The organism is Klebsiella sp. SYXHC3 (assembly GCF_057196925.1).
Genome location: NZ_JBXUNG010000006.1, coordinates 156,032 through 176,338 on the forward strand (window position 1 = coordinate 156,032; position 20,307 = coordinate 176,338).

Annotated in this window: 15 protein-coding genes; 9 read left to right on the top strand and 6 right to left on the bottom strand. The window is 56.0% G+C overall.

The annotated features are described in order from the left end of the window. Positions 1 to 68: 68 nt before the first annotated feature. On the top strand, positions 69 to 1,184 hold the full coding sequence (macA, locus tag AC2CGP_RS16660) for a macrolide transporter subunit MacA (RefSeq protein ID WP_015367497.1): 1,116 nt from the start codon (positions 69 to 71) through the stop codon (positions 1,182 to 1,184). Continuing rightward, entirely contained in the window at positions 1,181 to 3,127 is a 1,947-nt protein-coding gene (gene macB, locus AC2CGP_RS16665) for a macrolide ABC transporter ATP-binding protein/permease MacB (protein ID WP_213759819.1), read from the top strand. The genes macA and macB overlap by 4 nt, the downstream gene beginning before the upstream one ends. A 68-nt stretch (positions 3,128 to 3,195) precedes the next feature. On the opposite strand, the gene cspD is transcribed toward macB, so the two are convergent. Beyond that, a complete protein-coding gene (gene cspD, locus AC2CGP_RS16670) occupies positions 3,196 to 3,417 on the bottom strand; it encodes a cold shock-like protein CspD (RefSeq protein ID WP_015367495.1) in 222 nt (73 codons plus the stop codon). Positions 3,418 to 3,741: 324 nt separating this feature from the next. Here cspD and clpS point away from each other — a divergent pair, with 324 nt between their 5' ends. The 3 genes from clpS to AC2CGP_RS16685 all read left to right on the top strand — a co-directional run bounded on the left by clpS (position 3,742) and on the right by AC2CGP_RS16685 (position 6,944). Beyond that, positions 3,742 to 4,059 (top strand): ATP-dependent Clp protease adapter ClpS, encoded by a 318-nt coding sequence (gene clpS / locus AC2CGP_RS16675; protein WP_015367494.1) that lies wholly within the window; start codon positions 3,742 to 3,744, stop codon positions 4,057 to 4,059. Between the two features lie 30 nt (positions 4,060 to 4,089). After that, positions 4,090 to 6,369 (top strand): ATP-dependent Clp protease ATP-binding subunit ClpA, encoded by a 2,280-nt coding sequence (clpA, locus tag AC2CGP_RS16680; RefSeq protein ID WP_015367493.1) that lies wholly within the window; start codon positions 4,090 to 4,092, stop codon positions 6,367 to 6,369. Positions 6,370 to 6,467: 98 nt separating this feature from the next. Continuing rightward, complete coding sequence (locus AC2CGP_RS16685; RefSeq protein ID WP_045359950.1) at positions 6,468 to 6,944, top strand: hypothetical protein; 477 nt, start codon at positions 6,468 to 6,470, stop codon at positions 6,942 to 6,944. A gap of 83 nt (positions 6,945 to 7,027) precedes the next feature. On the opposite strand, the gene infA is transcribed toward AC2CGP_RS16685, so the two are convergent. The 5 genes from infA to trxB all read right to left on the bottom strand — a co-directional run bounded on the left by infA (position 7,028) and on the right by trxB (position 12,924). After that, positions 7,028 to 7,246, bottom strand: coding sequence for a translation initiation factor IF-1 (infA, locus tag AC2CGP_RS16690; protein WP_001040187.1), 219 nt, complete (start codon positions 7,244 to 7,246; stop codon positions 7,028 to 7,030). A gap of 359 nt (positions 7,247 to 7,605) precedes the next feature. After that, entirely contained in the window at positions 7,606 to 8,310 is a 705-nt protein-coding gene (gene aat / locus AC2CGP_RS16695) for a leucyl/phenylalanyl-tRNA--protein transferase (RefSeq protein ID WP_015367492.1), read from the bottom strand. 42 nt (positions 8,311 to 8,352) lie between these two features. Continuing rightward, the gene (gene cydC / locus AC2CGP_RS16700) at positions 8,353 to 10,074 is read right to left on the bottom strand and encodes a heme ABC transporter ATP-binding protein/permease CydC (RefSeq protein ID WP_484502396.1); all 1,722 of its coding nucleotides are present in this window, start codon (positions 10,072 to 10,074) and stop codon (positions 8,353 to 8,355) included. Beyond that, positions 10,075 to 11,841 (bottom strand): heme ABC transporter permease/ATP-binding protein CydD, encoded by a 1,767-nt coding sequence (gene cydD / locus AC2CGP_RS16705; protein WP_046883511.1) that lies wholly within the window; start codon positions 11,839 to 11,841, stop codon positions 10,075 to 10,077. 114 nt (positions 11,842 to 11,955) lie between these two features. Next, positions 11,956 to 12,924: a thioredoxin-disulfide reductase gene (trxB, locus tag AC2CGP_RS16710; RefSeq protein WP_015367489.1), complete on the bottom strand. Its 969-nt coding sequence runs from the start codon at positions 12,922 to 12,924 to the stop codon at positions 11,956 to 11,958. A gap of 532 nt (positions 12,925 to 13,456) precedes the next feature. Here trxB and lrp point away from each other — a divergent pair. From lrp to rarA, 4 genes are all read left to right on the top strand, one after another. Next, the gene (lrp, locus tag AC2CGP_RS16715; protein WP_000228469.1) at positions 13,457 to 13,951 is read left to right on the top strand and encodes a leucine-responsive transcriptional regulator Lrp; all 495 of its coding nucleotides are present in this window, start codon (positions 13,457 to 13,459) and stop codon (positions 13,949 to 13,951) included. Between the two features lie 135 nt (positions 13,952 to 14,086). Then, positions 14,087 to 18,130 carry a DNA translocase FtsK gene (gene ftsK, locus AC2CGP_RS16720; RefSeq protein ID WP_213759817.1) on the top strand — a complete coding sequence of 1,348 codons (4,044 nt, stop codon included), beginning with the start codon at positions 14,087 to 14,089 and terminating at the stop codon, positions 18,128 to 18,130. Between the two features lie 122 nt (positions 18,131 to 18,252). Beyond that, a complete protein-coding gene (gene lolA, locus AC2CGP_RS16725; RefSeq protein ID WP_015367486.1) occupies positions 18,253 to 18,864 on the top strand; it encodes an outer membrane lipoprotein periplasmic chaperone LolA in 612 nt (203 codons plus the stop codon). An 8-nt stretch (positions 18,865 to 18,872) separates the two neighbouring features. Beyond that, positions 18,873 to 20,216: a replication-associated recombination protein RarA gene (gene rarA, locus AC2CGP_RS16730; RefSeq protein ID WP_015367485.1), complete on the top strand. Its 1,344-nt coding sequence runs from the start codon at positions 18,873 to 18,875 to the stop codon at positions 20,214 to 20,216. Positions 20,217 to 20,307 lie beyond the last annotated feature (91 nt).

The window sequence follows — 20,307 nt, forward strand, 5'->3', positions numbered from 1 at the left end:
GTTCTGTTGTCACGCGGTTTAGATAGAATCATCATCCGAGCTGCGGGGAAAAGATCAGGAATTTTTTTATGACATTGAATGGAAAACGCAGGAAAGTCTGGTGGCTGTTGGCGTTAGTGGTAGTGATAGCGGCCATCTGGGGATGGCGCATTCTTAACGCGCCGTTGCCGCAGTATCAAACGCTGGTGGCGCGCAAAAGCGATCTGCAGCAAAGCGTTCTGGCGACGGGCAAATTAGATGCTCTGCGTAAAGTCGACGTCGGTGCCCAGGTCAGCGGCCAGTTGAAAACGCTGCGCGTCAATATTGGCGATAAAGTGCAGAAAGACCAGCTACTGGGGGTCATCGATCCGGAGCAGGCGGAAAACCAGATTAAAGAAGTCGACGCGACGCTCATGGAACTGCGCGCGCAGTTGAAACAGGCGCAGGCCGAACGCAAGCTCGCGCAAGTAACATTAGCGCGCCAGCAGCAGTTGGCGCAGCGTCAGCTGGTTTCTCGCCAGGATCTGGATACCGCCGCCACCGATGTGGCGGTGAAAGAGGCGCAAATCGGCACCATCGAAGCGCAGATCAAACGCAACCAGGCGACCCTCGACACCGCGAAAACCAACCTCGACTATACGCGTATCCTGGCGCCGATGTCCGGTGAAGTGACGCAAATCACGACCCTGCAGGGACAGACGGTGATTGCCGCCCAGCAGGCGCCAAACATTCTGACCCTGGCGGACCTCAGTACCATGCTGGTCAAAGCGCAGGTTTCGGAAGCTGACGTGATCCATCTTAAGCCGGGACAAAAAGCCTGGTTTACGGTACTCGGCGATCCTCTGACTCGTTACGAAGGTACGCTGAAGGATATTCTGCCGACGCCGGAAAAGGTCAATGATGCCATATTTTATTATGCGCGTTTTGAAGTCCCTAACCCGCAGGGGATCCTGCGTCTTGAAATGACTGCGCAGGTGCATATCCAGCTAGCGGAAGTGAAAAACGTGATTACTATTCCCCTCAGCGCGCTGGGCGACGCCATCGGCGATAACCGCTATAACGTGCGCCTGCTGCGCAACGGGGAAGTGAAAGAGCGTGAAATCGTTATTGGCGCGCGTAACGATACCGATGTGGCGGTGGCGAAAGGGCTGGAAGAGGGCGATGAGGTCATTATCAGCGAAAGCACGCCCGGAGCGACAAAATGACGGCGCTGCTTGAACTGCGTGATATTCGCCGCAGTTACCCCTCTGGCGACGGTGAAGTTGACGTGCTTAAGGGGATCACCCTTAGTATTGCCGCCGGGGAAATGGTGGCGATCGTCGGGGCTTCAGGGTCCGGGAAATCGACGCTGATGAACATCCTTGGCTGCCTTGATAAGCCCACCAGCGGCACCTATCAGGTTGCCGGGGTCGATGTGGCGCATCTGAGCGGCGATGAACTGGCCAGGCTGCGCCGCGAGCACTTCGGCTTTATTTTCCAGCGTTACCATCTGTTATCGCACCTCACGGCGGCGCAAAACGTCGAGGTCCCTGCTATTTATGCCGGCAAAGAGCGCCGGATTCGTCTTGAACGGGCGCGAGATTTACTCACCCGATTAGGTCTGGGCGAGCGAGCGGAATACTTCCCGTCGCAGCTCTCCGGCGGCCAGCAGCAGCGCGTGAGTATCGCGCGCGCCCTGATGAACGGCGGTGAGGTGATCCTCGCCGATGAACCGACCGGGGCGCTGGATAGCCGCTCAGGCGAAGAGGTTATGGCCATCCTGCATCAGCTAAAGGCGCAGGGGCATACGGTGATTATCGTCACCCACGACCCGCAGGTCGCGGCTCAGGCGGAGAGAGTCATCGAGCTGCGCGACGGTGAAATTGTGCGTAACCCGCCGCCGTCATCGCCGGAGAAAGGCGGCGTGCTTCGCGCCGAATCCCGTGCGGAGCCTTCCGTCTGGCGTCAGTTCAGTAGCGGTTTTCGCGAGGCGCTGGTGATGGCCTGGCGGGCGATGGCGGCGAATAAAATGCGTACGCTGCTTACTATGCTCGGCATCATTATTGGTATCGCTTCGGTGGTCTCTATTGTGGTGGTTGGCGATGCGGCGAAACAACTGGTCTTAGCCGATATTCGCGCTATCGGCACCAATACCATCGACGTTTACCCCGGCAAAGATTTTGGCGATGACGATCCGCGTTATCAGCAGGCGTTAAAATATGATGATCTGCTGGCAATTCAAAAACAGCCGTGGGTGAGCTCTGCGACGCCGGCGGTATCGAAAAGCCTGCGCCTGCGCGCCAATAATATCGATGTGGCCGCCAGCGCCGAAGGCGTTGGCGCGCAATATTTCAATGTTTACGGTATGACGTTCAGCGAGGGAAATACGTTCAATGAGCTGCAGCTGAATAGCCGGGCGCAGGTGGTGGTGCTGGATAGCAATGCCCGCCGCCAGCTATTTCCTCACAAGGCGAAAGTGGTTGGCGAGGTGATTTTGGTCGGTAATATGCCGGCGACGATTGTCGGCGTGGCCGATGAGAAGCAATCGATGTTCGGCAGCAGCAAAATTCTTCGCGTCTGGCTACCTTACTCCACGATGGCCGGACGGGTGATGGGGCAATCGTGGCTAAACTCGATAACCGTCCGCGTGCAGGAGGGCTACGATAGCGCCACCGCTGAACAGCAGCTGGTGCGATTGCTTGAGCTCCGCCATGGCAAAAAAGATGTTTTCACCTGGAATATGGACAGTGTCTTGAAAACGGCGGAAAGGACCACACATACTTTACAGCTGTTCCTGACCCTGGTGGCGGTGATCGCGCTGGTCGTCGGCGGAATTGGGGTGATGAATATCATGCTGGTTTCAGTGACGGAACGTACCCGTGAAATCGGCATCAGAATGGCGGTTGGCGCCCGGGCCAGGGATGTTCTGCAGCAGTTTCTTATTGAAGCGGTGCTGGTTTGTCTGGTGGGCGGCGCCATCGGCGTGAGTTTATCGTTGATGATTGCGTTCATTTTGCAACTGTTCTTACCCGGTTGGGAAATCGGTTTTTCGCCGCTGGCGCTATTGACCGCATTTTTATGTTCGACGTTGACCGGGGTGCTGTTTGGCTGGTTGCCGGCGCGTAATGCCGCGCGATTAGACCCTGTGGATGCGTTGGCACGAGAGTAAGGTGATAAAAATGCCAGTCAGAAGGACTGGCATTTTATTAGCAGGATGTACACAATGAAGCAAAAGAGTTATGCAGCCGTTTCTGCTTCCACAGGAACAATCACGCTGGCGTGATTGCCTTTCGGCCCCTGGTGAACATCAAACCGAACGGATTGCCCGGCTTTTAGCGTTCTGTAACCATCCATCTGGATGGTGGAGTAATGGGCGAAAATGTCTTCGCCGCCGCCCTCAGGGCAAATGAAACCGAACCCTTTGGCATTGTTGAACCACTTAACAGTACCCATTTCCATACTTCGACATCCTTCGTAAATCTTTATAAGTAAGATGGAATGAACCGGTAGGGAGTCACGAGTTGTACAATTGCTCGCCAACTCTCGCCAGTACAATTTAGAGAAATACGGAAATGCGTCAAGCAATTGACGAGGGTGGACGGTGAAAAATGCGTCAAAATTTGAAGCAGTTAACGCTATTGCTGGGGAATGTGACAGGCGTCGCGGATGGAAGCAATAGATGATAGTTATCTATGATCTATTGTAGATTTGTAACGTGCATAACCTCAGATCATCGACAGGCCGCGGCCTGTTGGCAACAGCAACCGATGACGAACATTGACGATGAGTAAGAGAGATTGGCTGGACTTCGATCAACTGGTAGAAGATGAAGTTCGTGATGCGCTTAAACCACCATCTATGTATAAAGTGATATTAGTCAATGATGACTACACTCCAATGGAGTTTGTTATTGACGTGTTACAAAAATTCTTTTCTTATGATGTAGAACGTGCAACGCAACTGATGCTCACGGTTCACTATGAAGGTAAGGCGATTTGCGGCGTTTTTACCGCCGAAGTTGCGGAAACCAAAGTCGCTATGGTGAACCAGTATGCCAAGGAGAACGAGCATCCATTGCTGTGTACGCTAGAGAAAGCCTGATTACAGGCATGAAAATTGGGGGAGGTGCCTATGCTCAATCAAGAACTGGAACTCAGTTTAAACATGGCTTTCGCCAGAGCGCGCGAGCACCGTCATGAATTTATGACCGTCGAGCACTTGTTGCTGGCTTTGCTCAGCAACCCCTCGGCACGCGAAGCGCTGGAAGCCTGTTCCGTGGACCTGGTCGCTTTGCGTCAGGAACTTGAAGCCTTCATCGAACAGACCACTCCCGTCCTTCCGGCTACGGAAGAAGAGCGAGACACCCAGCCGACGCTAAGCTTTCAGCGCGTGCTGCAGCGTGCGGTTTTCCACGTCCAATCCTCCGGTCGCAGCGAAGTGACCGGCGCTAACGTACTGGTCGCGATTTTCAGCGAGCAGGAGTCGCAGGCCGCCTATCTGCTGCGTAAACATGAAGTCAGCCGCCTTGATGTGGTGAATTTCATCTCTCACGGCACGCGCAAAGACGAGCCCAGCCAGCCTTCGGAAAACAATGCGAGCCAGCCGGGTAACGAAGAGCAAGCAGGCGGGGAGGATCGTATGGAAAACTTCACCACCAATCTCAACCAGCTTGCGCGCGTAGGCGGTATCGATCCGCTGATCGGCCGTGATAAAGAGCTGGAGCGTGCTATTCAGGTATTGTGCCGCCGCCGTAAGAACAACCCGCTGCTGGTGGGAGAATCCGGCGTCGGCAAGACCGCGATTGCGGAAGGGCTCGCCTGGCGTATCGTCCAGGGCGACGTGCCGGAAGTGATGGCGGATTGCACTATTTACTCGCTGGATATCGGTTCGCTGCTGGCAGGAACCAAATATCGCGGCGATTTTGAAAAACGCTTTAAAGCGTTGCTGAAACAGCTTGAGCAGGATACCAATAGCATCCTGTTTATCGATGAGATCCATACCATCATCGGCGCAGGGGCGGCCTCCGGCGGCCAGGTTGATGCGGCTAACCTGATTAAACCGCTGCTTTCCGGCGGCAAGATCAGGGTGATTGGCTCCACGACCTACCAGGAGTTCAGCAACATCTTCGAAAAAGATCGTGCCTTAGCGCGTCGTTTCCAGAAAATCGACGTGACCGAGCCTTCTGTCGAAGAGACGGTGCAGATCATCAACGGCCTGAAACCGAAGTATGAAGCGCACCACGATGTGCGTTATACCGCTAAAGCGGTGCGAGCGGCGGTCGAGCTGGCGGTGAAATACATCAACGATCGTCATCTGCCGGATAAGGCGATTGACGTGATCGACGAAGCGGGCGCGCGGGCGCGGCTGATGCCGGTCAGCAAGCGTAAGAAAACGGTCAATGTGGCGGATATCGAATCCGTGGTTGCGCGCATCGCGCGTATTCCGGAGAAGAGCGTCTCCCGCAGCGATCGCGATACGCTGAAAAACCTTGGCGACCGCCTGAAAATGCTGGTCTTTGGTCAGGATAAAGCGATTGAAGCGCTTACCGAAGCCATCAAAATGGCGCGTGCCGGGCTTGGACATGAGCATAAACCGGTTGGGTCCTTCCTGTTCGCCGGGCCGACCGGGGTTGGGAAAACTGAAGTCACCGTGCAGCTGGCGAAAGCGCTGGGTATTGAACTGCTGCGGTTTGATATGTCCGAGTATATGGAACGTCATACCGTCAGCCGTTTGATTGGCGCCCCTCCGGGATACGTCGGTTTCGATCAGGGCGGGCTGTTGACCGATGCGGTTATCAAACATCCGCACGCGGTGCTGCTGCTTGATGAGATCGAAAAAGCGCATCCGGATGTCTTCAATATCCTGCTGCAGGTGATGGATAACGGTACGCTGACCGATAACAACGGCCGTAAAGCGGACTTCCGCAACGTGGTGCTGGTGATGACCACCAACGCCGGGGTGCGTGAAACCGAGCGTAAATCGATTGGTCTTATTCAGCAGGATAACAGCACCGATGCGATGGAAGAGATCAAAAAGATCTTTACGCCGGAGTTCCGTAACCGTCTCGACAACATCATCTGGTTCGATCACCTCTCTACCACCGTGATCCATCAGGTAGTCGATAAGTTTATCGTCGAACTGCAGGTACAATTGGATCAGAAAGGCGTATCGCTGGAGGTGAGTCAGGAAGCGCGTGACTGGCTGGCAGAGAAGGGCTATGACCGGGCAATGGGCGCGCGTCCAATGGCGCGGGTGATCCAGGATAACCTGAAGAAACCGTTGGCGAACGAGCTGCTGTTTGGTTCGCTGGTGGACGGCGGCCAGGTTACCGTTGAGTTGGATAAAGCCAACAATGTGCTGACCTACGGCTTCCACAGCGCGCAGAAGCACAAACCGGAAGCGGCGCATTAATAAATTCTGAATTGTTCAGTGATAAAGACCGGGCTGGTGACAGCCCGGTCTTTTTTTATTAGCGTGGAGCAGGACGGATCACATCACAAGGATGAACCATGAAACCCGGCAAGCTATTGCTCTGCGCCTCACTGGCGCTGTTTTCTATTACCGCTCAGGCGCAATGTCCGGATATGACGGGAAGTTATCGTTTTACCGGTGCTGAACATCCCTTCTACCTGGTGAAAATCCCAGGACAATCACGCTATAACGCTTTTTTCCCCAACGAAGCGGGCCAGTTTACCCGGGTGCAAACGGTCGATATCTCCGCGGAAGAGATGAAGACGCAGCAGATACCGGAGTGCGCATTAATTATCCAGCGTGTTGGTATGATGATGAAAACCAGCAAAGGGGAAAAGGTGGATGTGATGACGCAGTCACAGAACTACACTACCGAGAAAACCATTACCACCGAATATGGCTTAATGATATATGCTGGGTTCGCTTCCGATTTTATTGGCATCGATAAAATCAGCGCTCAGGTACCGAAAGAAGCGCAAAACGACACCTTGCCGTTGATTACAGAGGCGCAATAATAAGTCGCTGTGAGGGAAGTTGAAATGAAAAGACCGGGCAGGAGCCCGGCCTTCAGCATCTGACGCCTTAGCGGCGGAAACAATTAGCGACTACGGAAGACAATGCGGCCTTTGCTCAGGTCGTACGGGGTCAGCTCAACAGTCACTTTGTCGCCCGTCAGAATGCGGATGTAGTTTTTACGCATTTTACCGGAAATATGCGCAGTTACCACGTGACCGTTTTCCAGTTCTACGCGGAACATAGTGTTAGGCAACGTTTCAAGTACGGTGCCCTGCATTTCAATATTGTCTTCTTTGGCCATCTAGTCCTCTGGGGTATCACTACCGTAGTTTTGAACCGGCAAGATAATGCCGAAGTTCAGCAAGTATGTAAAGTTTTACGTATACCCAAAACAGTTCGCGTCGCAGGCTGGCGGTAAATAATAGCGCGCAGCCAGCGCCTGCAGCTTAAAACATGACGGGTATAAATCGCCGAAGTAGTTTTGGCGCATTGCCCGGAATACACGCGGTAAAACCACATGACAGGCGCAAACGTAAAGGGCAGTGACAGAACGATGGGCGTTATCTGACTCTTAATATTCCCAAACGGCGGCGGGGCAACAGGCAGAAGCTACTCTACCGCGCAATTATACCACCGCGCTAAGAAATGTGCTGAAAACATTTATCCATTACCGGTAAATAGCACCCTTGGTACCCAAAATCGCTCCGGTAAGCGATAGGTGCGTAATACGGAAAGGTAATCGAGATAATCGCGGCGCGGGATTTCAATCGCTCCTAAAGAGGCGGTATGCGCATTAAGAACCTGACAGTCAATTAATCTGCCACCGCCCTGGGCAAAAGCCTGACAGAAGATCATTAGCGCGGTTTTGGAGGCATTTTCCGCCCGGCTGAACATCGACTCGCCGCAAAACAGCGCTCCCTGCGCCACGCCATACATGCCGCCGACCAGCCTATCCTCATCCCATACTTCGATGGAGTGAGCATGACCGAGTTCATGTAACTGGTGATAGGCCTGAACGATACCATGGGTGATCCAGGTGCCTTCATCGCGATGGCTGGCGCAGCCCTCGATAACCTGGCCGAAGGCGTGATTGAGCGTCACCCGATAGGGCGAACGTTGATGGAAACGTTTCATGCTCCGGCTATAGTGGAATTGCTCCGGCCACAGTACGGCGCGTGGATCGGGCGACCACCATAAAATAGGGTCGCCGGGAGAAAACCATGGAAAAATACCGCGCTGATAGGCCATCAACAAACGGGCTGGGCTGAGATCGCCACCCAGCGCCAGCAGGCCATTTGGTTCACGCAGAGCGCCTTCCGGGGAAGGGAAGGCGATAGAGTCACGAGAGAGCTGAACCAGACGCATTTTTGACCTCAATACGCACCAGCAATTGTTGACAATAATAGCTTACAGACGTTGCTTAAACTGGTAATAACGGCCCTGTTTCGCCAGCAGCTCTGCGTGACTACCTTGCTCAATAATTTGGCCGTTGTCCATGACTATTATCTGATTAAAACGCGCCAGCCCGCGCAGACGGTGAGTGACCATCAACACGGTTTTATCGCGCATCACTTCACTAAGTAAATCAAGGATCTGGCTTTCCGTTGTTGCATCCAGGCCTTCGGTGGGTTCATCAAGCAGCATCAGCGGCGCATCGTGCAATAGCGCGCGGGCGATAGCCAGTCGACGTAATTCGCCGCCGGAAAGCTGACGTCCGCCTTCGCCAAGCCAGCTATTCAGGCCGCTATCTTCAAGCAATTTCTCCAGGTCGACTCGCGCCAGGATATCGGCAAGCCTGGCGTCGCTGACCTGCGGCGCGGCGAGCAGCAGATTATCGCGCAGCGTCGCGCTGAAGAGATGCACCCGCTGCGGCACGACGCTCATCGCCTGGCGCAGTGTCGTTTCAGACAGCTCGCTAAGTGGCTGGCCATTTAGCTGAATCTGACCGTTGGCCGGATCCCAGGCGCGGGTCAATAGCTGCAGCAGAGTCGATTTACCGCAGCCGGTACGGCCAAGAATGGCGATATGCTCGCCTGCCGCGACCTGCAGAGAAATATCTTTTAGCGCCGGGGCCGACTGCTGCGGGTAGCTGAAGGTTACCTCATTCAGGGTAAGCGCTACCTGGGAGAAGCTTTGCGGCGTCTGCTGGCTGAACGTCACCTCGGGCTGCTGCTCGGTAATCTGCGTAATGCGGCGAGCGGACGCGATGACCTGGCCGAGATGTTGGAAGGCGCCGGTGACCGGCGCCAGCGCTTCAAATGCCGCTAAGGCGCAGAACACGAAGAGGGCGATCAGCGCCCCCGGCTGGCTATTACCGCCAACGCCTTCGGAGGCCATCCACAGCATGGCGATCACTGCGATGCCGCCAATCAGCAGCATCAGCGCCTGCGACAGGGCGGTGAGCTCAGCCTGGCGGCGCTGCGCCTCCTGCCAGCGCTGTTCCGTTTTTTCCATCTGTTTACGGTAGCGATCGCTGGCATTAAACAGCATTAACTCGGCTTGCCCCTGTAGCCAGGAGGTGAGTTGCTGGCGATACTGCCCGCGGAGCTGGGTGATCTGCTCCCCGGTCGGCTTACCAGCACGGTAAAACAGCGGCGGCAGCAGGAGTAGCGTCGCCAGCATAATTCCGCCAAGCGTTAGCGCCAGGGTGACATCGAGTACGCTTAAGCCGATGGTCACCACCAGGATGACCACCAGTGCACCAACCAGCGGCGAGATCACGCGCAAATAGAGGTGATCCAGCGTATCGACATCTGCCACGATGCGGTTGAGCAGCTCACCCTGACGAAAACGCGCCAGCCCGGCAGGGGAGAGCGGCAGTAGTTTGCTAAACGTGGCGACGCGCAGGTGCTGCAATACCCGGAAAGTGGCATCGTGGCTCACCAGACGCTCAAAGTAGCGGCCGGCGGTACGAATAATTGCCGCGCCGCGAACGCCTGCGGCAGGCAGCATGTAGTTAAAACTGTAAATCCCGGCGACCCCGACCACCGCAGAGGCCGACAGGAACCAGCCGGAAAGCGTTAATAGCCCGATACTTGCCAGCAGAGTGACGATAGCCAGCACCACGCCGAGGGTCAGCAGCCATTTGTGGCGTTTGTATAGCGCCAGATAGGGTAACAGTGCGCGCATTTAAATTTCCTCCTGGCGATGGGCTAACAGTGAGGCAAACGCGCCTCCAGCGGCAGAAAGCTGCGCATAGCCGCCTTGCTCGACAATCTGACCATCCTGCATTACCCAGATAGCATCCCACTCGGCCAGTCCTGCCAGTTGGTGAGTAACCATCAGCGTGGTCTGCTGGGTAGAAGCGTTAGATAGCGCCTGCATCACACGCTGTTCGCTGTGAGCGTCAAGGCTGGCCGCTGGTTCATCAAGCAGCAACAGGCGGCACGGCACCAGCAGCGCGCGCGCAACGGCAATACGCTGAGCCTGGCCGACCGAGAGGCCGCCAGCCTGATCGCCTAACGGGGTATTAATACCTTGTGGCAATTGGGAAATAAATTCGCTGACCCAGGCCTTATCCAGGGCTAGCTGCAGTTGCGCTTCCGTGGCTTCTGGCCACGCTAGCAGCACGTTTTCACGCAGCGTGGCGGCGGGCAGTTGCGGGTTTTGACCGACCCAGCTAATTAGCCGGCGCCAGCGTTCAGCATCGAGATCGCGCAGCTCCACGCCGTTAACCTGTAGCGAACCTTCATAGGGAAGAAAGCCTGTCAGCGTATTCAGCAGCGAGCTTTTACCGGAACCGCTCTGGCCGACCAGGACCACGCGCTCGCCAGCGTTCAGGGTGAAACTCAGCGGGCCTGCCAGCGTTTTGCCATCCGGCGATTTCACCATCAGATCGCGGGCTTCGAGGCGAATCAGTTCATGATCGCTTAGCGTTTTCTCGCCCCGTTCAGCCTGCGCCAGCGGCGTTTCCATAAAAGTCTTCAGGCTATCCGCCGCGCCAATGGCCTGCGCCTTGGCATGGTAAAATGTGCCTAAATCACGTAGCGGCTGGAAAAACTCCGGGGCCAGAATCAGGGTTAAAAAACCGGACATCAGCGTGACGCCGACGCCGTAGTGGCCGAAGTCGAGCTCGCCGAGGTAGGAAAAACCGAAATAGACCGCCACCAGCGCGATAGAGAGCGAGGTAAAGAATTCCAGCACGCCGGAGGAGAGAAAGGCCAGACGCAGGACTTCCATCGTCCGCTGGCGGAAATCCTGCGACGCATCGCGGATATTGTTAATTTCCGCCTCGCCGCGGTTGAACAGGCGTAGCGTTTCCATGCCGCGCAGACGGTCGAGGAAGTGGCCGCTAAGGCGACCGAGCGCAAGGAAATTGCGCCGGTTAGCATCGGCGGCGCCCATCCCGACCAGCGCCATAAAGAGCGGGATCAGCGGGGCGGTGCCGAGTAAAATTAGCGCGGCTGCCCAGTTGCTGGGGAAGATAGTGATAACAATCAGCAGCGGCACGCAGGCGGCCAGCGTCATCTGCGGTAGATAGCGCGCGTAGTAATCATGCATATCGTCGATTTGCTCAAGGATGAGCGTCGCCCAACTGCCGGCGGGTTTTCCTTGAATCCAGGCTGGGCCCGCCTGCTGAAGACGGTCAAGCACCTGGCGGCGAATTTCATAACGGATATGCTGGCCGGCGTGGAAGCCGACGCGTTCGCGTAGCCACACCACCCAGGCGCGCAGGATCAGCACCAGCGCCAGCAAGGTAAACGGCAGCAGCAGCGCCGTCGCCGGGATATTTTCCATTATCATTCGGTGAAGTATTCGCGCCAGGAACCACGCCTGAGCGACGATCAATAGACCGCTCACGACGCCCAGCAGGCGAGAAATCATCAACCAGCGACGGGAGATAATGCTTTTTTCTTTTAACCAGCGGGTTAACTCTTGTTGACGGGTTTTATTCATTGCGCGCTTAGCAGGTGTCGTTATGAGATTTTTGGGCACGGCAATGTTACAACGGGGCAAAAATAAAGGCGACTTTTCGTCGCCTTCTTTACCTTTGTTACTGACTTGTAAAGATTATTTGCAAGCGTCAGCTAAACCATCCAGATAGCGTTCCGCGTCCAGCGCCGCCATACAGCCGGTGCCGGCGGAGGTAATCGCCTGACGGTAGATATGGTCCATCACGTCGCCCGCAGCGAACACGCCAGGGATACTGGTTTGCGTGGCGTTGCCGTGGATGCCGGATTGTACTTTGATATAACCGTTTTCCAGCGCTAACTGACCTTCAAAGATAGCGGTGTTCGGGCTGTGTCCAATGGCGACAAACAGACCGGCGACGTCCAGCGTCTCAACGTTATCGCTATTTTTGGTATCGCGCAGACGCAGTCCGCTGACGCCCATCTGGTCGCCGGTGACTTCTTCCAGGGTGCGATCGGTGTGCAGCACGATATTGCCGCTTTCCACTTTATCCATCAGGCGCTTGATCAGGATTTTTTCCGCACGGAAGGTGTCGCGACGGTGGATCAGATGCACTTCAGCAGCGATGTTGGACAGATACAGCGCTTCTTCAACCGCCGTGTTGCCGCCGCCGATGACCGCGACTTTCTGGTTACGATAGAAGAAACCGTCGCAGGTGGCGCAGGCAGAGACGCCGCGTCCTTTGAAAGCTTCTTCAGAAGGCAGCCCCAGATAACGGGCGGAAGCGCCGGTAGCGATAATCAGCGCGTCACAGGTGTACTCGCCGCTGTCGCCGACCAGGCGGAACGGACGGTTCTGCAGATCGACGCTGCTGATATGGTCGAAAATAATTTCAGTTTCGAACTTGGTGGCATGCTCGTGCATACGTTCCATGAGCAGCGGACCGGTCAGATCGTTTGGGTCGCCTGGCCAGTTTTCCACTTCAGTGGTGGTGGTCAGCTGACCGCCTTTTTCCATGCCGGTGATCAGCACCGGCTGCAGGTTGGCGCGCGCAGCATAGACCGCCGCGGTATATCCTGCAGGTCCAGAACCTAGAATAAGCAGTTTACTGTGTTTGGCTGTGCCCATGAGATCCCCATATTTTATTGGCATACATTGGGCTGGATTGTAGGGAATTTGCGGGCGTAAAAAAAGAGCGTAGCGATTTTGTTAACGATATGTGCAATAGAACCCGCCGATGGATTGGCGATTTAACGAGCGGAAAATATAATTAATTCTACTGTTAGCGCCCTGATTATAAGATGAAAACATGAGATTCAGAGGGGGTTGATGATGAATATCTGGCATCTTGTACTAAAAATCGATGTTTTGCTTTGACAATCCCCTGTGCTTTTGCGAAAACATTCATGGAAGAAGAAAAGCAGTGTTTCGCGTGCGGCGAATGTTCATGCACGCAAATGCCATTTTTATCCGGGTCAGCGAAATCTACGCATGGTGTGGACAGACGCCATGCGTGATGTCGGTGACTGCCATCAGGCAACGGGCTTCTCACGTACCCCTGGGTTACTCAACGTCGTACGGGTAATAACGGGATGGGCTCTGGCAGTGAAGGCGCAGAGTCAGAACAGGAGTAGGGAAGGAATACAGAGAGACAATAATAATGGTAGATAGCAAGAAACGCCCTGGCAAAGATCTCGACCGCATCGATCGTAACATTCTGAATGAACTGCAAAAAGACGGGCGTATTTCCAACGTCGAGCTTTCCAAACGGGTGGGACTTTCTCCGACGCCTTGCCTTGAGCGTGTGCGTCGACTGGAAAGACAGGGTTTTATTCAGGGCTATACGGCGCTGCTCAACCCGCATTATCTGGATGCATCACTTCTGGTATTTGTTGAGATTACTCTGAATCGTGGTGCGCCAGATGTGTTTGAGCAATTTAACGCCGCAGTACAAAAACTTGAAGAAATTCAAGAGTGTCACTTGGTATCCGGTGATTTTGACTATCTGTTGAAAACCCGCGTACCGGACATGTCAGCGTATCGTAAATTGCTGGGCGAAACCCTGCTGCGCCTGCCGGGCGTAAACGACACCCGTACCTACGTGGTTATGGAAGAAGTCAAGCAGAGTAATCGTCTGGTAATCAAGACGCGCTAACACGGAACAGGTGCAAAATCGACGTAGTTTGATTACACTCCTGTTAATCCATACAGCAACAGTGCCGGGGAGACCCGGCGCTGTTGTCCGTTTTAGCAGCAGGCAGGAAATTGCCTGATACCTGGAGAGCCTTTCTTGAGCCAGGAATACACCGAAGACAAAGAAGTCAAACTAACGAAGCTAAGCAGCGGGCGCCGCGTTCTTGAGGCGTTACTCATCCTTTGCTCTCTTTTTGCCATCTGGCTGATGGCGGCATTACTGAGCTTTAATCCATCCGATCCCAGTTGGTCACAGACCGCATGGCATGAGCCTATCCATAATCTGGGCGGCATGCCCGGCGCGTGGCTGGCGGACACGTTATTTTTCATCTTTGGCGTAATGGCCTACACCATCCCCGTGATCATCATCGGCGGCTGCTGGTTTGCATGGCGTCATCAGGAAAATGACGAGTATGTCGATTACTTCGCTGTTTCGTTGCGCCTGATCGGCGCGCTGGCGCTGATCCTCACCTCCTGCGGCCTGGCGGCAATTAACGCCGATGATATCTGGTACTTTGCTTCCGGCGGCGTCATTGGCAGCCTGCTTAGCACCACCTTACAACCCTTGCTGCACAGTAGCGGCGGCACTATCGCCTTGCTTTGTATCTGGGCCGCGGGTTTAACGCTGTTTACCGGCTGGTCATGGGTCAGCATTGCCGAGAAACTCGGCGGCGCAATCCTTTCTATTCTGACCTTTGCCAGTAATCGTACCCGTCGGGACGATACCTGGGTTGATGAAGGGGAATATGAAGATGATGAATATGAAGATGAAGAAGACGACGATACCGCACAGCCGCGGGAATCGCGTCGCGCCCGCATCTTACGCAGTGCGCTAGCGCGTCGTAAGCGTCTGGCGGAAAAGTTCGCCAACCCGATGGGGCGTAAAACCGATGCCGCGCTGTTCTCCGGTAAACGTATGGATGATGCGGAAGCAGTACAATACAGCGCCAGCGGCGCGCCTGTCGCTGCGGATGATGTCCTGTTCTCAGGCGCCAGCGCCGCGCGTCCTGGCGATTTAGACCCTTACGATCCGCTACTGAATGGCCATACGGTGGCCGACCCGATCGGCGCCGCCTCCGCCGCTGTCGTTGCGCCGCAGGCATGGGCGGAGCAGGGGACAGGGCAGGCATACCAACCGGAGGCCGCTCACCTGCAACCACCGGTGTATCAGCCTGAATATGCGCCGCAGCAGCCGCCGGTTTATCAACCGGAAGCCGCGCATCCTCAGCAGCCGGCGTATCAGCCTGAGTATGCGCCGCAGCAGCCGCCGGTTTACCAGCCGGAAGCCGCGCATCCTCAGCAGCCAGTGTATCAGCCGGAATACGCGCCGCAGCAGCAGCCGGTTTACCAGCCGGAAGCCGCGCATCCACAGCAGCCGGTGTATCAGCCGGAAGCCGCGCATCCACAGCAGCCGGCGTATCAGCCTCAGTATGCGCCGCAGCAGCCGCCGGTTTACCAGCCGGAAGCCGCGCATCCACAACAGCCTGTGTATCAGCCTGAGTATGCGCCGCAGCAGCCACCGGTTTACCAGCCGGAAGCCGCGCATCCGCAGCAGCCGATATACCAGCCTGAACCGGCTGTTCAACAACCTATTTATCATCAGGAACCGGCGCCAGCCGCTGAGCCTGAGACTCCTCAGGAAGAAACTAAACGCCCGCCGATGTACTACTTCGAGGAAGTCGAAGAGAAGCGCGCGCGCGAGCGTGAGTTGCTTGAATCCTGGTATCAGCCAATCCCTGAACCGGCGAGCCCGGTGGCGACCAAACCGATCACCACCCCGGCTGCCCCATCCAAACCGTCAGTTGATGCCGCCGCCGTGACGGCCGTCGCCGCAGGCGTTCATCAGGCCACCACTTCTGGCAGCGCAGCCGCAGCCGCCTCAGTGGCGTCAACCGCCGCTGACGCAGCGCCAGTTTTCAGCCCGGCATCCAGCGGCCCGCGGGTACAGGTAAAAGAAGGCATTGGTCCGAAATTGCCGCGTCCGAATCGCGTCCGTGTGCCGACACGTCGGGAGCTTGCTTCCTATGGCATTAAGCTGCCGTCTCAGCGTATTGCTGAAGAGCGCGCGCGTCGGGCCGAGCTTGAACATCATTACGATAATGAGCCGCTGAGCGACGAAGAAGCCGATGCGCTGGAACAGGACGAGCTGGCGCGTCAGTTTGCCGCTACCCAGCAACAGCGCTATGGCGAGTCCTGGGAATCCGAAAGCGATGAGCAGGACGAAGACGCTGCCGCTGAAGCCGAACTGGCGCGCCAGTTTGCCGCGACCCAGCAGCAGCGCTATGCCAGCGAGCAGCCGCCGGGAGCCAATCCCTTCTCACCGGCGGACTATGAGTTCTCGCCGATGAAAACGCTGGTCAATGATGGTCCAAGCGAGCCGTTGTTTACGCCGACGCCGGAAGTGCAGCCCCAGCAACCGGCTCAGCATTATCAACAACCGGCAGCTGCGCCACAGCAGGGTTATCAACCTGCGCAGCCGCCCGTACACCATCAGCCGGTAGCGCCGCAGCCGCAGGCTTATCAACCTGCGCAGCAGCCAATGCAGCAACAACAGCCGGTTGCTCAGCAGCCTTATCAGCAGCCCGCGCCGTCGCCGCAGGATAGCCTTATTCATCCGCTACTGATGCGTAATGGCGACAGCCGTCCACTGCAAAGACCAACAACGCCGCTGCCGTCGCTGGATCTCTTGACGCCGCCGCCGAGCGAAGTTGAACCTGTTGATACCTTTGCGCTTGAGCAGATGGCGCGTCTGGTCGAAGCGCGTCTCGCCGATTTCCGCATTAAAGCGGATGTGGTGAACTACTCACCGGGTCCGGTGATCACTCGTTTCGAGCTGAACCTCGCGCCGGGGGTGAAGGCCGCGCGTATCTCTAACCTGTCGCGCGACCTTGCGCGTTCGCTGTCGACCGTGGCGGTGCGTGTGGTGGAAGTTATTCCGGGTAAACCTTACGTTGGCCTGGAATTACCGAACAAAAAACGCCAGACCGTATACCTGCGCGAAGTGCTCGATTGTCCGAAATTCCGCGAGAACCCATCGCCGCTTACCGTGGTGCTGGGCAAAGATATCGCCGGCGATCCGGTGGTGGCCGATCTGGCGAAAATGCCGCATCTGCTGGTTGCCGGTACCACTGGTTCGGGTAAATCGGTCGGCGTGAACGCCATGATCCTCAGCATGCTCTATAAGGCGCAGCCGGAAGACGTTCGTTTCATCATGATCGACCCGAAAATGCTTGAGCTGTCGGTGTACGAAGGTATCCCGCATCTGCTGACGGAAGTGGTCACCGACATGAAAGACGCCGCCAATGCGCTGCGCTGGAGCGTCAATGAAATGGAGCGCCGTTATAAGCTGATGTCGGCGCTGGGCGTGCGTAATCTGGCGGGCTACAACGAGAAGATCGCTGAGGCCGCACGCATGGGACGCCCGATCCCGGATCCTTACTGGAAACCGGGCGACAGTATGGACGCCGTGCATCCGGTGCTGGAAAAACTGCCGTACATCGTGGTGCTGGTGGATGAATTCGCCGATCTGATGATGACCGTCGGTAAGAAGGTGGAAGAACTGATTGCGCGTCTGGCGCAGAAAGCGCGCGCGGCGGGCATTCACCTGGTGCTGGCGACCCAGCGTCCGTCGGTTGACGTGATTACCGGTCTTATCAAGGCCAACATTCCGACGCGTATCGCCTTCACCGTATCGAGCAAGATTGACTCGCGTACCATCCTTGACCAGGGGGGCGCAGAATCGCTGCTGGGCATGGGTGATATGCTCTATTCCGGGCCGAACTCCACGATGCCGGTTCGCGTCCATGGCGCGTTTGTCCGTGACCAGGAAGTACACGCCGTGGTGCAGGACTGGAAAGCGCGCGGTCGTCCGCAGTATGTTGACGGTATTACCTCCGATAGCGAAAGCGAAGGCGGTGGTGGCGGCTTTGATGGCGGGGAAGAGCTGGATCCGCTGTTCGATCAGGCGGTCAACTTCGTAACCGAGAAGCGCAAAGCCTCGATCTCGGGGGTGCAGCGTCAGTTCCGTATCGGCTATAACCGCGCGGCGCGTATCATTGAGCAGATGGAAGCTCAGGGGATCGTCAGCGAGCAAGGCCATAACGGTAACCGTGAAGTCCTGGCGCCGCCGCCCTTCGAGTAAGTGCAAAGTTCGGTAAATAAGCGCAAAATCAGCCTGTTCTGCTATTCCGTTGCTCTCAACGGCTCTACAGTAGGGACAGAACAGGCTCCCGCGTCGGGAGTGACGCACAATAAGGATCAACAATGAAGAAACTTGCCATCACCTGTGCATTATTGTCTGGCTTCGTGGTAAGCCAGGTTTGGGCAGACGCTGCCGGCGACTTAAAAAGCCGTCTGGATAAAGTCAGCAGTTTCCATGCCAGCTTCACTCAGAAAGTGACCGACGCAAGCGGTAATGCCGTGCAGGACGGGCAGGGCGATTTGTGGGTGAAGCGCCCGAATCTGTTCAACTGGCATATGACCCAGCCGGATGAAAGTATTCTGGTATCGGATGGGAAAACGCTGTGGTTCTATAATCCGTTTGTGGAGCAGGCAACCGCAACCTGGCTGAAAAACGCGACCAGCAACACGCCGTTCATGCTGATCGCCCGCAACCAGTCAGCGGACTGGCAGCAATACAACATCAAACAAAACGGCGATGATTTTGTGCTGACGCCGAAAAGCGGTAACGGCAACCTCAAGCAGTTCACAATCAATGTGGGCCGTGACGGTACTATCCATCAGTTCAGCGCCGTTGAGCAAGACGACCAGCGCAGCAGCTATCAGCTGAAGTCGCAGCAGAATGGCGCCGTCGACGCATCTAAGTTCACTTTTACGCCGCCGCAAGGGGTGACGGTGGACGATCAACGTAAGTAGAGGCGAATGTGAGCAACTTTTCGCTCGATTTTTCCGATAATGCATTTCAACCTCTGGCCGCCCGTATGCGGCCAGAAAATTTAGCGCAGTACATTGGCCAGCAGCACCTGCTGGCGCCGGGTAAACCGCTGCCGCGGGCGATTGAGGCAGGGCATCTGCACTCGATGATCCTGTGGGGGCCGCCGGGCACCGGTAAAACTACCCTTGCGGAAGTGATCGCTCGCTACGCCAATGCTGATGTCGAGCGTATCTCGGCTGTTACATCTGGCGTCAAAGAGATCCGCGAAGCTATCGAACGTGCGCGGCAAAATCGCAACGCTGGTCGACGCACTATCCTGTTTGTTGATGAAGTGCATCGTTTCAATAAAAGCCAGCAGGATGCCTTTCTGCCGCACATCGAAGACGGCACTATTACTTTTATTGGCGCGACGACCGAAAACCCGTCATTCGAACTTAATTCCGCTTTGCTCTCCCGCGCCCGAGTCTATTTGCTCAAATCACTGACCACGGACGATATCGAGCAGGTGCTCAACCAGGCGATGAGCGATAAAGCGCGAGGCTACGGTGGGCAAGATATTATCCTGCCGGATGAAACCCGCAAAGCGATTGCCGAGCTGGTCAACGGCGATGCGCGCCGGGCGTTGAACACGCTGGAAATGATGGCCGATATGGCTGAAAACGACGATTCAGGCAAGCGAGTGCTGAAAGCGGAACTGCTTACCGAAATTGCCGGCGAGCGTAGCGCGCGTTTTGATAATAAAGGCGACCGTTTTTACGATCTTATATCCGCGTTACATAAGTCCGTGCGCGGTAGCGCGCCGGATGCGGCGCTGTACTGGTACGCACGAATCATTACCGCAGGCGGCGACCCGTTGTATGTCGCTCGCCGTTGTCTGGCTATCGCGTCTGAGGATGTCGGCAACGCCGATCCTCGCGCCATGCAGGTGGCCATTTCCGCGTGGGATTGTTTTACCCGCGTTGGGCCGGCGGAAGGCGAACGGGCTATTGCTCAGGCGATTGTTTATCTGGCCTGCGCGCCGAAGAGTAACGCGGTCTACACCGCCTTTAAGGCTGCGCTGGCCGATGCCCGCGATCGCCCTGATTACGACGTGCCGGTACATTTACGCAATGCGCCGACCAAACTCATGAAAGAAATGGGTTATGGTCAGGAGTACCGCTACGCGCACGATGAACCTAACGCCTACGCCGCTGGCGAGCAGTATTTCCCGCAGGAAATGGCGCAAACGCGCTATTATCAGCCAACAAACAGGGGGCTCGAGGGCAAAATCGCTGAAAAGCTCGCCTGGCTTGCCGAACTGGATCAAAATAGCCAGATAAAACGCTACCGCTAATTGTGGCGTTGCGGTAAGGTTATTACCTCTATTTCCGTGGCCGTAGTTTGCGGCCATTTTTCCTATTTAAATTCGATAAGCACAGGATAAG

Coding starts and splice junctions, on each gene's coding strand:
- macA (WP_015367497.1), top strand. CDS start 69: ATGACATTGAATGGAAAACGCAGGAAAGTCTGGTGGCTGTTGGCGTTA.
- macB (WP_213759819.1), top strand. CDS start 1,181: ATGACGGCGCTGCTTGAACTGCGTGATATTCGCCGCAGTTACCCCTCT.
- clpS (WP_015367494.1), top strand. CDS start 3,742: ATGAGTAAGAGAGATTGGCTGGACTTCGATCAACTGGTAGAAGATGAA.
- aat (WP_015367492.1), bottom strand. CDS start 8,310: ATGCGTCTGGTTCAGCTCTCTCGTGACTCTATCGCCTTCCCTTCCCCG.
- lolA (WP_015367486.1), top strand. CDS start 18,253: ATGAAGAAACTTGCCATCACCTGTGCATTATTGTCTGGCTTCGTGGTA.
- cspD (WP_015367495.1), bottom strand. CDS start 3,417: ATGGAAATGGGTACTGTTAAGTGGTTCAACAATGCCAAAGGGTTCGGT.
- clpA (WP_015367493.1), top strand. CDS start 4,090: ATGCTCAATCAAGAACTGGAACTCAGTTTAAACATGGCTTTCGCCAGA.
- cydD (WP_046883511.1), bottom strand. CDS start 11,841: ATGAATAAAACCCGTCAACAAGAGTTAACCCGCTGGTTAAAAGAAAAA.
- infA (WP_001040187.1), bottom strand. CDS start 7,246: ATGGCCAAAGAAGACAATATTGAAATGCAGGGCACCGTACTTGAAACG.
- trxB (WP_015367489.1), bottom strand. CDS start 12,924: ATGGGCACAGCCAAACACAGTAAACTGCTTATTCTAGGTTCTGGACCT.
- lrp (WP_000228469.1), top strand. CDS start 13,457: ATGGTAGATAGCAAGAAACGCCCTGGCAAAGATCTCGACCGCATCGAT.
- AC2CGP_RS16685 (WP_045359950.1), top strand. CDS start 6,468: ATGAAACCCGGCAAGCTATTGCTCTGCGCCTCACTGGCGCTGTTTTCT.
- cydC (WP_484502396.1), bottom strand. CDS start 10,074: ATGCGCGCACTGTTACCCTATCTGGCGCTATACAAACGCCACAAATGG.